General features: G+C 67.6%; 15 protein-coding genes. 5 read left to right on the forward strand and 10 right to left on the reverse strand.

Translation table 11 applies throughout. The features are described from left to right. Positions 1 to 20: 20 nt before the first annotated feature. Entirely contained in the window at positions 21 to 419 is a 399-nt protein-coding gene (locus B9C43_RS36300; protein ID WP_084431284.1) for a tautomerase family protein, read from the reverse strand. A gap of 145 nt (positions 420 to 564) precedes the next feature. On the opposite strand from B9C43_RS36300, the gene B9C43_RS36305 reads away from it, so the two are divergent. Continuing rightward, positions 565 to 1,269, forward strand: coding sequence for a helix-turn-helix transcriptional regulator (locus B9C43_RS36305; protein ID WP_084431286.1), 705 nt, complete (start codon positions 565 to 567; stop codon positions 1,267 to 1,269). On the opposite strand, the gene B9C43_RS36310 is transcribed toward B9C43_RS36305, so the two are convergent. The 8 genes from B9C43_RS36310 to B9C43_RS36340 all read right to left on the reverse strand — a co-directional run bounded on the left by B9C43_RS36310 (position 1,266) and on the right by B9C43_RS36340 (position 7,970). Further along, positions 1,266 to 2,030, reverse strand: coding sequence for an SDR family NAD(P)-dependent oxidoreductase (locus B9C43_RS36310; protein ID WP_033390882.1), 765 nt, complete (start codon positions 2,028 to 2,030; stop codon positions 1,266 to 1,268). The two genes, B9C43_RS36305 and B9C43_RS36310, sit on opposite strands and share 4 nt — an antisense overlap. A 5-nt stretch (positions 2,031 to 2,035) precedes the next feature. Next, entirely contained in the window at positions 2,036 to 2,902 is an 867-nt protein-coding gene (locus B9C43_RS55930) for a mannitol dehydrogenase family protein (protein ID WP_143446850.1), read from the reverse strand. Next, on the reverse strand, positions 2,899 to 3,342 hold the full coding sequence (locus B9C43_RS55935) for a mannitol dehydrogenase family protein (RefSeq protein ID WP_160096923.1): 444 nt from the start codon (positions 3,340 to 3,342) through the stop codon (positions 2,899 to 2,901). The genes B9C43_RS55930 and B9C43_RS55935 overlap by 4 nt, the downstream gene beginning before the upstream one ends. 18 nt (positions 3,343 to 3,360) lie before the next feature. After that, a complete protein-coding gene (locus tag B9C43_RS36320; RefSeq protein ID WP_084431288.1) occupies positions 3,361 to 4,692 on the reverse strand; it encodes an MFS transporter in 1,332 nt (443 codons plus the stop codon). A gap of 2 nt (positions 4,693 to 4,694) precedes the next feature. Then, entirely contained in the window at positions 4,695 to 5,708 is a 1,014-nt protein-coding gene (locus tag B9C43_RS36325; RefSeq protein WP_084431290.1) for an Ldh family oxidoreductase, read from the reverse strand. Positions 5,709 to 5,789: 81 nt separating this feature from the next. After that, entirely contained in the window at positions 5,790 to 6,536 is a 747-nt protein-coding gene (locus B9C43_RS36330) for an IclR family transcriptional regulator (protein WP_084431292.1), read from the reverse strand. Continuing rightward, a complete protein-coding gene (locus B9C43_RS36335) occupies positions 6,494 to 7,390 on the reverse strand; it encodes a cytochrome c biogenesis CcdA family protein (RefSeq protein ID WP_084431294.1) in 897 nt (298 codons plus the stop codon). Before B9C43_RS36335 ends, B9C43_RS36330 begins: the two co-directional genes overlap by 43 nt. Position 7,391: 1 nt before the next feature. After that, complete coding sequence (locus tag B9C43_RS36340; RefSeq protein ID WP_084431296.1) at positions 7,392 to 7,970, reverse strand: redoxin domain-containing protein; 579 nt, start codon at positions 7,968 to 7,970, stop codon at positions 7,392 to 7,394. 467 nt (positions 7,971 to 8,437) lie between these two features. Here B9C43_RS36340 and B9C43_RS36345 point away from each other — a divergent pair, with 467 nt between their 5' ends. Genes B9C43_RS36345 through B9C43_RS36360 form a run of 4 tightly spaced genes read left to right on the forward strand, consistent with a single transcriptional unit; the run spans position 8,438 to position 12,584 of the window. Continuing rightward, positions 8,438 to 9,463, forward strand: coding sequence for a cupin domain-containing protein (locus B9C43_RS36345; RefSeq protein ID WP_033390876.1), 1,026 nt, complete (start codon positions 8,438 to 8,440; stop codon positions 9,461 to 9,463). 9 nt (positions 9,464 to 9,472) lie between these two features. Further along, positions 9,473 to 10,612, forward strand: coding sequence for an MFS transporter (locus B9C43_RS36350; protein WP_084431298.1), 1,140 nt, complete (start codon positions 9,473 to 9,475; stop codon positions 10,610 to 10,612). Positions 10,613 to 10,623: 11 nt separating this feature from the next. Beyond that, a complete protein-coding gene (locus B9C43_RS36355) occupies positions 10,624 to 11,691 on the forward strand; it encodes a cupin domain-containing protein (protein ID WP_084431300.1) in 1,068 nt (355 codons plus the stop codon). Next, positions 11,658 to 12,584, forward strand: coding sequence for an AAA family ATPase (locus tag B9C43_RS36360; RefSeq protein ID WP_200825853.1), 927 nt, complete (start codon positions 11,658 to 11,660; stop codon positions 12,582 to 12,584). Before B9C43_RS36355 ends, B9C43_RS36360 begins: the two co-directional genes overlap by 34 nt. On the opposite strand, the gene B9C43_RS36365 is transcribed toward B9C43_RS36360, so the two are convergent. Next, positions 12,551 to 13,780 (reverse strand): MFS transporter, encoded by a 1,230-nt coding sequence (locus B9C43_RS36365; protein WP_084431302.1) that lies wholly within the window; start codon positions 13,778 to 13,780, stop codon positions 12,551 to 12,553. The two genes, B9C43_RS36360 and B9C43_RS36365, sit on opposite strands and share 34 nt — an antisense overlap. Between the last annotated feature and the right edge of the window lies 1 nt (position 13,781).

Below are 13,781 nucleotides of genomic sequence, written 5' to 3' on the forward strand. Positions count from 1 at the left end.
CCCAGCGGCAGTGTTGCCGCTTAGGAGTAGGCCTCTGTTTGGTCTTCGACTCGCTGCTGGTCGTCCGAGAGCAGAGCGCCGTCGAGCGCCACGACGTCAAGCGGGTGCTCGTGCAGGAAGGTCATGAAGTCCGGGAGCCGGTAGGCGTCGGCGACGGCCTTATTGATCTTCTTCAGCATCGTGCGCTTGGCGTCGATCTTGGTGCCTTGCGGTACGTGCACGATGAACACGGGCCTGGCCGGCTCCGAGCCGAGCAGTCCGTTCTGGCTCACGCTGTCCAGCGGCCACTCCCGCAGGAAGATCCTGGTGTCGTCAGGGAAGGGGTAGGCCTCGTGCAAGGCGTCGTAGATCGCTTTCACCAGTTCTCGCTTCCTGCCGACGTCAACACCGGTGGGCACGTCGAGATATCCGACAGGCATGTCGTTCTCCGTTTCGAAGGTCGAGCCGAGCAGCTCTCGCCAGGACGAACACCACGATCGCCGGTCGACGAGACACCCTTATGTCAGTGTTTCCGGAAAGTCCTGCCACGCGTTTTGTCGGTGGGCGCGGCTAACGTCCGGAAGCGTGAACCGCACAGATCGGCTCTACGCCATCGTGGAGGAGTTGCGCGCAGTCGCGCCGCGCCGGCGCAGCGCCCGTGAGCTGGCCGCACGCTACGAGGTGAGTGTGCGCACCATCGCCCGCGACATCGACGCCCTCACACAAGCGGGCGTGCCCATCTACGCCGATGCCGGGCGGCGCGGTGGGTACACAGTGGACAGAGAAATGACCCTGCCACCGCTGAACTTCACACCCGCCGAGGTGATCGCCGCCGCGGTGGTGTTCGACCGGGCCGATGGCACGCCGTTCGCCCAGGCGGCGCGCAGCGCGATCCATAAGATCGTCGCAGCGATGTCGGCGCGCGACGCCATGGCCGCTCGCGATCTGGCCAACCGGGTCCAGTTGCTTGACCGGCCAGAGGACACGCCGCAGCCGGTCCCGTCGGTGATCCAGGACGCCATCGTCGATCGCCGGGTGTTGCGACTGACCTACCTCGACAGGGACGGCACCCGCACGGAACGCGAGGTTGAACCCGTGCTGTTCGCCACGGTGCGCGGGCGATATTGGTACGTCGTCGCCTGGTGCCGGCTGCGGCTGGCCGCGCGGGCCTTCCGCGTCGACAGGATCATCCACGCCCAGGCCACCGGGGAGCCCGCGCCGACCCACCCCTACGAGAACTTCACATTCCGAACGTGTGATCTCATCGACCGCGCCCCGGTGCTCAGTTAGTACCGCACGTGTTTGCCGCCGTCGACGATGAGCGCCTCGCCCGTGACCATGTCCATGGTGAGGACTGCGAGCACGGCTTGGGCGATGTGCTCGGGCTGGGAAGTCTGGCGGAGCGGGACGGACTCGCGTTCGGCCTCGGCGCGCTCGGCGAAGCCGGTTGTGCCGTGCAGGTCGGTCTGCCAGCGTGTTGCGACCGTGCCGGGCGCGATCGTGTTCACCCTGACCTCAGGGGCGAGGGCGACGGCGAGGTTTCGGGTCAGTTGGAGGAGTGCCGCTTTGCTTACGCCGTAGGCTATCGATGATCCGCCTGCTCGGTAGCCGGAGATCGAGGCGATGTTCACCACCGCGCCACGAGCCGCTTTCAGGTCTTGCGCGAACGCACGCACGAGACGGAACGGGCCGAGCACGTTGACATCCAGTATCCGGCCGAAGATCTCGTCGGTGAGCCCGTCGAGATCTTCGTGCGGCACCGCGTGGGTGATGGCGGCGTTGTTCACCAGGATGTCGATCCGGCCGAATCTGGACCGCACCTGTTCGGCCATGTCCCGCACTTGGCGGTCGTCGCCAACGTCGGCACGGATACCTACCGCCGTGCATCCGAGGTCGGTCAACTCGGCGACTGTCGCGGCTGCCTCCTCTGTGGACCGTGAGTGGTTCACCACGACGGCTTGGGCGCCTGCTTCGGCGAGGGCGAGCGCGATTGCGCGGCCGATGCCTGTACCGCCGCCGGTTACCACGGCCACTGTGTCCTTCAGGTGCATCCTGTTCAGATTCCCCTCAACGTTGTCAGCACGTCGTTGCGGTCGAGCCGGTGTATGGCGTCGGCGAGCAGTTCTCCGAACACGCGGGACTCCCGCAAGGCGGGGCGTGCGGCGAACAGGCAGTCGGGCGTCTCACCCTCGTGACGCAGGAATCCGGCCAACGCGAGGCAGATCATCCTCGGCTCCACACCTGACTCGATGAGTTCGGCGGCGGGGTCGAGCAGACGTTGCGGGAGCTTGCGCGCACCGTCCGTGGCGATCTGGGTCAGCCGGTGTGTGATCCGCGGATTGGCCAGGCGCGTCAGCAAAGCCTCGATGTCGACCGGAATTCCGAAGCGGGCCAGGGATGCGCCGGTCTCCTCGCGGATCAGGCGCTCGGCGTATCGGGCGAACTCCGGGCGGGTGGCCACTTCGGACGTGCTCGTGCAGCCCGCGAGCAGCCCGAGGTAGGTCAACGCCGTGTGGGTGCCGTTCACCAGCCGCAGTTTGGCCGCCTGATGGGGTGCTATGTCGGCGACCAACCGCACTCCTGCCTTGTCCCAGGCGGGACGGCCTGCGGCGAAGTCGTCCTCGATCACCCATTGCCGGTACGTCTCGCCGACGACAGCGGCCCGGTCGATGAAGCCCAGTCGTGAAGCCACCTTGGCGATGTCCTGCTCAGTCGTGGCCGGCACAATCTGATCGACCACTGTGGACGGGCATCGCACTTGTCCGGCAATCCGTTCGGCCAATTCGGGTTGCCCCGACAACACGCAGAAATCCCGCAACAGTCCCGCGACCAACCGGCCGTTGTCCGGCAGGTTGTCGCAGGACACGACCGTCAGCCCGCTGTGTTCACGTGCTTTTAGGCCACGGACCAGCTGACCGATCACTGTCCGCGGTGGTCGGCCATTGACATCAGCGCGACCTCGGGGTCGTCGGCACGCAACCGCCCGGTGGCTGGGTCGTGGCGATACCCGGCTTCGGTCACCGTGATGGTGACGATCCGGGTGGCGGGGTCGGCCAGTGCCGCAGTGACTCGGTCCGGTTGGTCGGACGCCAGCAGGACATCGCGCACGCTGTCCACCACTCGCATGTCCTCGTGCTCGGCGTCCCGCTCGGTCACCGTGAACAGGCAGTCCTGTGTGGACATTGCGTCGCGGACGGCCGGGTTGCGCTGGCCGACGGCACAGATCGCCCAGTCCCCGGGCTCGGCGAGCATTGCCTCCTGGGTGAACACCGCCTGGTGTGCCCGGTGGAAGGCGCCGAGTCCCAAGTGGACAATGCCGACACCGGCCGGGGCCACGGCCGCGGGGTACGTCGATCTGGACAACCGGGGAACCACGACACGTCACCGGGCGGTCGCGTCGATCACAGTGATGTCGACGTCCTTGCTTTCCTTGGACAACCAGAAAGCCACGAACGAGACCGCTGCCGTACCGATCATCCACAGCGCCACCAGCCAGCCCTTCCCGTCTGCCTGCGCCACCAGCGCCGCGGCGATCAAGGGGGAGAAGCCGCCCAGCGCGGCGCCGATTTCCCTGGACGCGGCGAACCCGGTGTAACGCACCCGTGCGCCGAACAGCTCCGCATAGAACGCGGGCTGCACGGCGATCATCGGTGCGAACCCCAGCGATGTCGCCAGAACCAGCGCGATCCAGATCAGCACCGGCTCTCTGGTGTCGAGCAGCAGGAAGAACGGAAACGCGAACGCCGCGGTGAACACCACGCTGAACAGGTTCAGCGGCCGCCTGCCGACACGATCGGACAACGCGCCGTACACCGGCTGTAACGCGATGACGATGACGCTGAAGATGATCACACCGGTGAGCGCGACCCATCGCGGCATGGCCAGAGTCTTGGTTATGTACGTCAGGCTGTAGGTGGCGTAGATGTACACCACGGCGGTGTCGCAGATGTGCGCACCGATGCCGACCAGGAAGTTGCGTGGATAGTGCCGCAACGCGTCCAGTACAGGCATCTTCACCGTCGTGCGCCGCTCGCTCATCTGCCGGAAGACCGGGGATTCGGCAACCCGCAGCCGTACGTACAACGCGACCGCGATCAGCACGAAACTGAACAGGAACGGGATCCGCCACGCCCAGTCCAGCACGGTCTGCCTCGGCAGCAGTTCGATCAGCAGGAACACCGTAACGCCGGACAGCAGTCCGATTTGGACTCCGGTCTGGGCGAAGGACGTGAAGAACCCACGGCGCCGCGCCGGTGCGTGCTCGGCCAGCAGCGTCGAGGCGCCGCCGAACTCCGCTCCCGCGCCGAGGCCCTGGCATATCCGTAACACGGTCAGCAGGATCGGCGCGGCGACGCCGATGCTGCCGTAGGTCGGGAGCAGCCCGATCAGCCCGGTGGACACACCCATCACGAGCGTGGTCAGCACCAGGGTGGACCGACGGCCGATCCGGTCGCCGAGGTGGCCGAACAGGAATCCGCCGAGCGGGCGGACCGCGAACCCCACACCGAACGTGGCGAAGCCGATGATGACGCCCATGGCCGGGTCGCCCATGGTGAAGAACAGTTCGTTGAACACGAGTGTGACGGCGAAGCCGTAGATGAAGAAGTCGTACCACTCCAACGCGGTGCCGACCACCGACGCACCGACCACTCGGCGCAGTTCGGTCGGTGTGGTGTCCTGACCGGCTCCGTCCTCGTTGACGGCTCTGGTCATGGTCACTCCTCCTCTGTCCTTAATAGAGCGTTGAGTTCGCGCCAGGTGTTCTCCGTGACGGGAATGCCGTCCCTGGTCCGCTCAAGCCGGATCCGCTCCTCCGGCTCGCCGGGGACCAGCACCTCGCTGGCCCCTTCGGCCAGCGGCGTCTCGGCGAGCGCCTGGCAGAACCGTTCAGTCTGGGCACGAAACTCCCGTACCGGAAGGAATGCGGCGATGTCGAAGGCGACAAGGACCGTGCCCCAGCCTTCCCGGAAGCCGGGCATGCTGCCGATGCCGATGCCCGACAGCAGCCCGCCGACGATTTCGATGAGCACACTCAGCCCGTAGCCCTTGTGCCCGCCGAACGGCAGCAGGGCGCCGCCCTGGTAGAAGTCCGCGGGTGTGGTGCTCGGCCGTCCGGCCGCGTCCAGGACCAGGCCTTCGGCCACTTGCTCGCCCCGGTCCCTGGCCACGCGCAGTTTTCCTTCGGCGATACCGGACGTGGCCCAGTCCATCACGACCGGAGGCAGACCGGGATCTCTGGGCACGGCCCAGGCCAGTGGATTGGTGCCCAGGCGTCGTTCCCGGCCGCCGTACGGCGCGACCGTCGGGTCGGCGTTGCCGAAGGCCAGCCCGATCAGGTCCTGATCGGCCAGCATGGCGACGTACTCGCCGAGTCTGCCGATGTGGTTGCACTCCCGCACGACGGCCACCCCAGACCCCTGGCGTGGCACGAGGGACTGCAGCTCACGCACCGCCCGCAGGGCGGCGAGCTGACCGAATGCGCGACGCCCGTGCACCACAACCGTTCCTGGCCGGGTGGTCTCCGCCTTCGGCTCGGCCCGCGGATCGATCAGTCCATTGTGGATCCGCGTGACGTAGTCGATGACCCTGCGTACCCCGTGCGAGTCATGGCCGAGCAGATCGGACCGCACCAGCGAACGGGCCACGGTCGCGGCGTCCGCTGTGGACGCGCCGGCGGCGACGAGGATCCGGGTGGCCAGCGCCTCCAGCTCGGCGGCTTGAACGTTCATCGTTCCGCCTCACGGAATGGCATTCCATCCTGACTCGGACATCGTGCCACGAACCGGCCACTCTTGTGAAGTGGGTCACTCTCAGTGCGCTCCGAGGGCCTTGGAGACGGCCTCGGCAGCGGCGGTGACCTGAGCGGGCAGATCCTCGACAACCGGAGCCAGATGCACCAACGCGGCCGCGGACAGCCCACCGATCACGCCGCCGGTGTGGTCGAACACCGCGGCGCCGACAGCGCGGACACCGGCCTCGTTCTCCTCGTGATCTTCCGCGTAACGACGGGTCCGGACGGCTGCGAGCTCGCCGAGCAACGTGCGCGCGTCGGTGATCGTGTTCTCGGTGCGTGCGGGCAGACCAGCACGAGCGACTATCTCGGAGACCTCGTCGTCGGACATCGTCGCGAGAATGGCCTTGCCGATCGAGGTGCAGTGCAGCTTCAGGCTCATCCCGACCCGGGAGGCGAGGTGGTACGGCTTGGTGCCCTCGACCTTGGCCACGTACACGGCCTCATCACCGGAAAGCAGCGCCAGATGCACTGTCCACCCAGTGCGTTGCTGAAGGTCACGCAGGATCGGCCGGACCTGTTCGGCGATGTCAAGGCGCTGCAGGAACCGCCCGGCGAGGCTGAGGATGCGCGGGCCGCAGACGTAGTTGCCCTGGCCGTCGGAGCGGGCGAAGCCGTGCTGCACCAGGGTTTGCAGGATCCGGTGCACAGTGGGCTTCGGCAGGCCCGCCGCGCCTGCGATGTCCGCGATCCGGGCGTGGTCGGCGAGCGCCTCCAGCACGATCAACGTTTTGTCCGCCGCTGATCGCGGACCCTTGCCAACCATGTGACCCAATGTAGCTGTCGTCGGGCACGCAACCGGGCAACCAGGACAACGGCGCCGACGAGCACCACCAAACCCAGCACCAACGGCACGGGCCCAACAGCGTCGACCCACTCGGCGAGCAGCGCCTGAACCTTGCCTGCGCCGTCCACGATCGGGTCATTCGCTGAGCCGCCAGCGTGGAACAGGCGCAGTTCGTACACGCCGTAGTAGCCGACGTACAGCCCCGCCAGCACCAGGATCGCGCCGCCGATGCGGTTGACGTACGGCAGAACGCGCCGGACTCCCTTGGTCACCGCAGTGCTCGCCAGCGCGACCGACACCGCGAGCACGCCGACGACAAGGGCCATCCCCAGCGCGTACACCAGATACGCCGCGATACCGGTGACGACCGAACCGCTGCGGAAGGTCTGGGCGGTGACGGCCAGGAACGGTCCGATCGTGCAGGACAGCGAGACCACCGCGTACGCGAGGCCGTAGCCGAACATCGAACTCAACCGCGCTGTGGGCGCGCCTTTGCGGGGCTTCGGAACGAGCAGCGTGATCTGTTTGCCCGCCAGCATCCACGCCCCGAGCCCCACCATGACGACGCCGATCACCACGGTCACCGCAGGCAGGTACTCCTGCACGGAGGACCCCAGCGGCGCCACGACCAGGCCGAACGCGCCAAAGACGGTCAGGAAACCCAACGCCATCAGGCCGGTGACGGCCAACGCCCGCCATACCGCGGACATCGTCGGACGCGACTCGCCCGCGACGACGAACGTCAAATACGCGGGCAGCATCGCGAACCCGCACGGGTTGACCGTGGCGATCATGCCGGCGGCCAGCGCGAAACCAAGAATGTCGAGGTTCATCTCACGCCGCGGTCAGTGCGTTGACCCGTTCGGTCAGCGCGGACTCCGACAGTTGCTGCTTGACCACGTCGATCTTGCCGTCTGGACCGATGAACGCGTACGCGGGCTGTTGGGTGACCCCGAACCGGGTCCAGATCGCGGCGTCCAGATCGGCGAGGTGGGTGAAGCCGCTGACCTTGTAGTCGGTGACGAACTTCTTCATCGCGGGCAGCGCGTCCTGGGCGGCGACCCCGACGAACGTCACCTTGCCGCTGGTGGCCTGCGCGGCAGCCGCCACTCGTGGTGCCTCCGCCCGGCACTTCGGGCACCACGGAGCCCAGAACCACAACACGGCTTTCTTACCGGCCAGGCTGTCTCCTGAGAAGCTCTGCCCGTCCACGGTTTGCGCGGTGAACTTCAACTGGTCTGGGACTGAAGGGCTGGTCTGCGTGCTTGTCGTTGACGTCCCGGTGCTCGTCGTCTGAGGCGGCGCGGGCGTTTCGCCGCCAGGCGCCGTCGAACTCGTGTCCGCGCCGCACGCGGCGAGTGCGGTTGTGAGAATCGCGGCGAGCGCGGCTCCTGCGATTCGACGACGAAGCATGGGGCGACCTCCTTGGTGGCAGAGAGTCGATCCTTGCGCACCTGGCGGCCCGCGGCGACATGCTCGGGTATTACGGAGTTGTGACAGACCCGGCCGTTTATCCAATGCAGACAGTGGATGGAAGTGGGCTGGCGCTGCGCAACGGGCGGGGAGACCGTCGCGCAGCGCGCCACGCCGACCTGGGTGAGGCGGCCCTGCCCCGCCTCACCCGGCGGCCATAGAGTTCTTCGCGTTGCTGCCCGCCGTCTGACGCGGGCTCACTCGGATGGCCGAGTAGATACCGCATCGACTTCACAGCACCGTGTGGCCAGGATGTCCCGGTCATCCGCTGTCTGCGACGCCCGTGTCATTGCATTGGAGGTAGAACGGTAATACCATTTGCCCCTGTCGATCCTGGCTCGAGGAAGAGCACGGATGCCGCATCCGCGCCGCCTGGTCGTGCTCGTCGAGGTCAATCGGAGGATGAGTTGGGTAAGAGCGGACGCGTGTTCGTGCGTGGACTGACGTCGGAGACCTACGGACTCGGAGAATTCCGCCAGCGGCAACTGGCCGCGGAGCGGGTCCGGGACGACTCCGTGGTCGTCGACGACGCCAAGGTCGCGCACTCGGGCGACAGTGCCAAGAGCCGCACCTGGTGGCGGATCGGGCCGGGGGACGAGGACTTCCTCACCCAGACGATCCAGGTCCACTTCGTCGAGTTGCCCGCGGACTCCTCGAACCACGGGCACGGTCACCAGAACGAGGCTGCCTTCTACATCCTCGAGGGTCGCGGCTACGAGATCCACGACGACAAGCGGTACGACTGGGCCAAGGACGATCTCGTCTTCGTGCACACCGATTCCGTGCACCGGCACTTCAACCCGTACGACGAGAAGGCCGTGGCGTTGGTGGTGAAGGCCAAGAGCACCTTCATGTTCATGGGCCTCATCCAGCAGGGCCGCTCCGGCCCGGTCGAGCGCGAGACCGAGTTCGGGCCCCGCGAGGACTGGTCGCGGGTGTGGACGCCGGGTGTCCTTGACCGCAAGAAGGTCATCTCGCCGTCGGACACCGTCTGGGAGGACACCCCGCTCGGCCGGGTGCGTGTCATGTCCTCGCCCGCACGGACCGACGCGCGCATTTTCAGCGTCGACGCCTTCGAGCTCGACATCCCCGCGGGTGGCAAGAGCGGCAAGTACTGGAAGATGGCCGACGAGGTCTACTACGTCCTCGACGGCGGCGGCTATGCCCTGCAATGGGAGGTCGAGGCCGAGATCGCCGAGAAGTACTACGCGCGCATCGCCCTTGAGCCCAAGCGTTACGAGATCACCAAGGGCGACACGCTTTACGTCCCGCAGAACCACGTGTGCCAGTTGTTCGCCGCGGATGGCACGCCGCTGCGGCTGTTCAACGCGCAGAACCGGGTCTTCAAACACCTCGGTTACGACGCTGTCCACTACTTCGAGTCCGCGTCCGAGAGCACGCCAGCGGGGCAGCTCACCGAATCCAACGCCTGACGGCGCCTCGTGCGGCCGTCGCGTGATCAGGCCGCGTCAGCGGGAGGCGCGGCGCTCTTCTCCTGTTCCCTTGGCATAGCGAGCGTCGCGCTCCCGCTGCTGGCCCTCCGGGCCGGCTACTCGGTCGCGGAGGTCGGTTTTCTCACGGCCGTGTCCGCGATCGCGCAGATGGCCACGCGGCTCGTACTCGGCTGGGTCATGCGACGGGTCGGCGACTGGGTGCTGATCGTCGGTGCCGGTCTGACCCTCGGGTTGTCGTCGGGCCTCGTGGTCATTTCCGCGGCTGTTGTCCCGTTCACGATCGCGCAGCTGCTGCAGGGAGTGGCGCGTGCGTGCTTCTGGACCGGCAGCCAGACGCACGTCGTGCGGGGCGACCGCCGCCCTGTCGGTGCGCTCGCGGCGATCAACTTCGTGTCCAGCTTCGGCCTGCTTGTCGGGCCGGTGCTGGCCGGGGTGCTGATTGAGACGTCCGCGCAACTGGCGCTCGTTGTCGGGACCGTGGTGGCGTGTGTCGCGATGGTGCCCGCGTTGCTGCTTGACCGATTGCCGCCCTTCGCGCCACCGGCCGAGCGTCCGCCAGGTGGGATCTGGCGGCGGCCAGGCGTGGACGTCGGGTGCTGGGCGGGCGTCAGCGCGGGTGCATGGCGTGGCCTGTTGTCCAGTTTCGTGCCGGTGGCGCTCGACTCGGCGGGACAGTCGGCGTCGACGGTCGGCGCGCTCGTCACCGTCGCGAACGGCTCGGCGCTTGTCGGCGCCGCGCTTGTCGGGCGGGTGAACGAGCCGTGGATCGGTCGCTCGTTCGTCCTCGGCACGATCGCCGCCGGTGGCGGCATCGGGCTTGTGGTGCCTGCCGCGGAGTTATGGCTGCTCGCCGCCGTCCTGCTGGGGATCTCCGGACTGGGTGCCGGTGCGCTGCAGACGATCGGGCCCGCGATCGCCACAGTCGCCGTCCACCCGGAGGAACGCGGGGAGGCGATCGCCGCCGCGGGCACCTTCCGTGCGGCGGCGCTGTTCGGGGGACCGCTCGCGGTGTCCGGCGTGGTGCTGGCGTTCCCGTTGACCGCGGCCATGGGCGCGGTCGGGGTGCTGATCGCGGCGACCGCGGCGATTGTGCGCGGCCGAGGGGCCGTACTCGTTCAACCTGGCTGAGGAGATACCAAGTGACCACGCGGACCACAACAGGCGTCAGCCACTACCACGTACAGAAGACCAGGCGCGCCAAGTTCATTGAGGACTGGCGCGCCAACCACCGTGACGTCGTCGCCGCCGAGGACGTCGTGATGCACAAGACCGAGCGCGGTCACCGCGTGGGCGTCTACGTCGGTGAGGACGGCGATCGGCCGACCCGCACGATGGACGCGTTGGCGCACGAGTTCGACCCCGGTACGACGACCACGATCCACCGCCACTCGTGGGACGCCATGGTGCTCGTTGTCGCTGGCTGGGGGTGGACCGAGATCGACGGCGAGCGCATCGATTGGGGGCCAGGCGATTCACTGCACATCCCCGCGTGGGCGTGGCACCGCTCCGGCAACGAGGGCACGGATGTCGCGCGGTACCTGACATTCTCCAGCGAACCGATGCTCGCGACCATGGGCATGAACGTGCTCGAAGACGCCGGCCACACCCCGGTCGCGGAGCTGCCCGGGCGACCGGCGTTCAGCACCCACCTCGACGGCGACGACCCGTACGCACGCCGTATCCGCCGCGTTGGCCGTGAGCAGACCAACCGGCGCGCCGGTCGGCTGCACACCAACTGGGACGACCTGGAGCTGGTCAACACCCCGCGCGGCACGAGGACGACGTTCCTGCTCGACCGTGCCATCGGCTATCAGGCATCCGGCATCACGATGGCGATGTTCGAGATCGGGCCCGGCCGCGGCCAGTCGATGCACCGTCACCCAGGTGAGGCGTGGCTGTACGTGCTGGAAGGGGAGGGCCATACCTACTTGGGTACAGAGCCGGAGGGCGGCACGACGCACCGCTGGAAGAAGGGCGACATCATCGTCGTCGACCATTTCCTCTGGCACCAGCATTTCAACGACCACCCGGAGAACACCGCGAAAGTCGTGCGTATTCACATGTTCGACAGCTTGCTGGAGACCATGCGCGCGTTGTGCGACCCGTTGGTGTTGTTCGAGGAGCCGCCGAACGCGATCCGGGACAAGCAGGCAGGGGATCCGACGACGATCGAGTGGCCCACGCTCGAACGGCCGACCTGGCCATGAACCTCCCGCACGGCGTCAGCGGGATTCACGTCCTGCCTGCCGACCACCATGACGGGCCGTGGGAGTCGATCATCGTGCCGCCGGGCACGAAAGAGCGCCTCCTCGGCACGGCGGTCCTCGTTCTGCGGCACGGCAGGGCGCTGCAGTCGTTGTCTGGCCCGCCGCATGGCCTCGTCGTGCTCGCCGGTCCGCCCGGCACCGGCAAGACGACGTTGTGCCAAGGACTGGCGCAGGCTGCGGCAATGGCGGTGGCCAATCGCGGGGCGACAACGTTCGTTGAGGTGGACCCGCACGCGTTCCCCAGCGAGATGCTCGGCGAGAGCCAGCGCGCCGTGCGCAGGCTCTTCGCCGAGACGCTGCCGGAGCTCGCGGCGCGCCGGCCACACACTGTCGTGCTGGTCGACGAGGTAGAGGCGTTGGCAGTGCGGCGTAGCGCCGCGTCGTTCGAGACCAACCCGGTGGATGTGCACCGTGCGACGGACGCAGTGCTGTCCGGTTTGGACGCGCTGCGGGCGGCGTGCCCGCACCTGTTGCTGCTTGCCACGACCAACTTCACCGAGGGCGTCGACGAGGCGTTCCTGTCTCGGGCCGATCTGGTGCTACGGCTGGACTTGCCGGACGTGGACGTGCTGGCGCGGATCATCCGGTCCTCGCTGGCGGAGTTGGCGACCCTGTGGCCGACGCTGCGTGGGCTGGCGCAGGATGAGGCGCTGCACGCGAAGCTGGCTGGCCTGTGTGAGGGGTTCGACGGCAGGCGGACCCGTAAGGCGGTGTTGGCCGCGGTGGCTGGGTGCCCGGAGTTGGCGGAGAACCCCGAGCGGCTGACCGCGGACGACTTGTCCGCCGCGGTCGAGGCCGCTCAGGCCCTGTCCTCGGTGACCACTCCGCTGTAAGAGCGAACTACGTTGTCGCGCAACGAGAACGAGGCCGCGACACTGATCGTCGCCAACGCTCCCACACTCAGCGCGACCACCGGTCCCACCAAACCCGCGAACGCCCCGACCACAACGTCACCGAGTGCGGGTCCGCCTCGCGACGCCATCTGGTAGAACGCGGTCACCCGGCCGCGGATCTCGTCCGGTGTGTCGATCTGCACGGCGGCGTGCCGGATTGTCGTTGCCATGGCGTCGAAACCGCCGAGCAGCAACGCCGCGATGACGGCGAGTGCGAACACGGGGGAGAACGCCAGCAGGATCGCGGCGATCCCGTAGAGCATTGTGGACAACAACAACACCTTGCCCTGCCGGGTACTTCGCTGAACCGTGCGGAACACCGAGTACGTCGCCAGCAAAGCCCCGGCCGAGGGTGCGGCGGACAGGATGCCGTACCCCGTCGACCCGACGTGCAGCACATCGAGGGCAAGTGCGGGCAACAGCACCCGGTAGGCGCTGAACACGGTCGCCGACAGGTCCAAACCCATCAGGGTGTAGATCAACGGCCGGCGCCCGATGTACCTCGCACCCTCCATAATGGAGTGAACAACACTGCGTTTTTCTGCAGGCAGAGGGAGTGGAGGTGTTCGCACGACTGCGAGGATGGCCACGAGCAGGGCGTACGTGCCCGCGTCCACGGCGTACATCAGTCCCGGCCCGGAGACCGAGATCAGCACACCGGCCAGCAGCGGGCCGACAAGCACCGCGATCTCACGCGACGGGTTGAGCAGCGCGATGGCCTCCGCGATCTGGCTGCGCGGCACCAGCGCGGGAATGAGTGCCTGACGGGCCGGCTGATCGAACGTCGCGGCAGCAGTGGTGAGTACAACGGACAACACAACGTGCCATGCCGCCGCGTGGCCGGACAGCGTCAACCACGCGAGCAACCCAGCCACCAGCAGGGCGACGGCCTGCGCGCCCTGCAGGAGGCGGCGCCGGTCGACTCGGTCGGCGAGGGCACCGCCGAGCGGGCTGAGGACGACCAGCGCCACCGCCTGCGCCGCACCGACCAGACCCGTGTACGCGATCGAGCCGGTGAGGTCGTAGACCTGGTACAAGTTGGCGGCCACGGTGCCGCGGGTGCCGATCTGCGAGGCCACCACGCCGGCCCAGTACAGGTTGAAGTCGCGGTTGCGCAGAACCGCTGGGACCGCCACG

The organism is Kibdelosporangium aridum (assembly GCF_900176515.1).
Classification (GTDB): domain Bacteria; phylum Actinomycetota; class Actinomycetes; order Mycobacteriales; family Pseudonocardiaceae; genus Kibdelosporangium; species Kibdelosporangium aridum.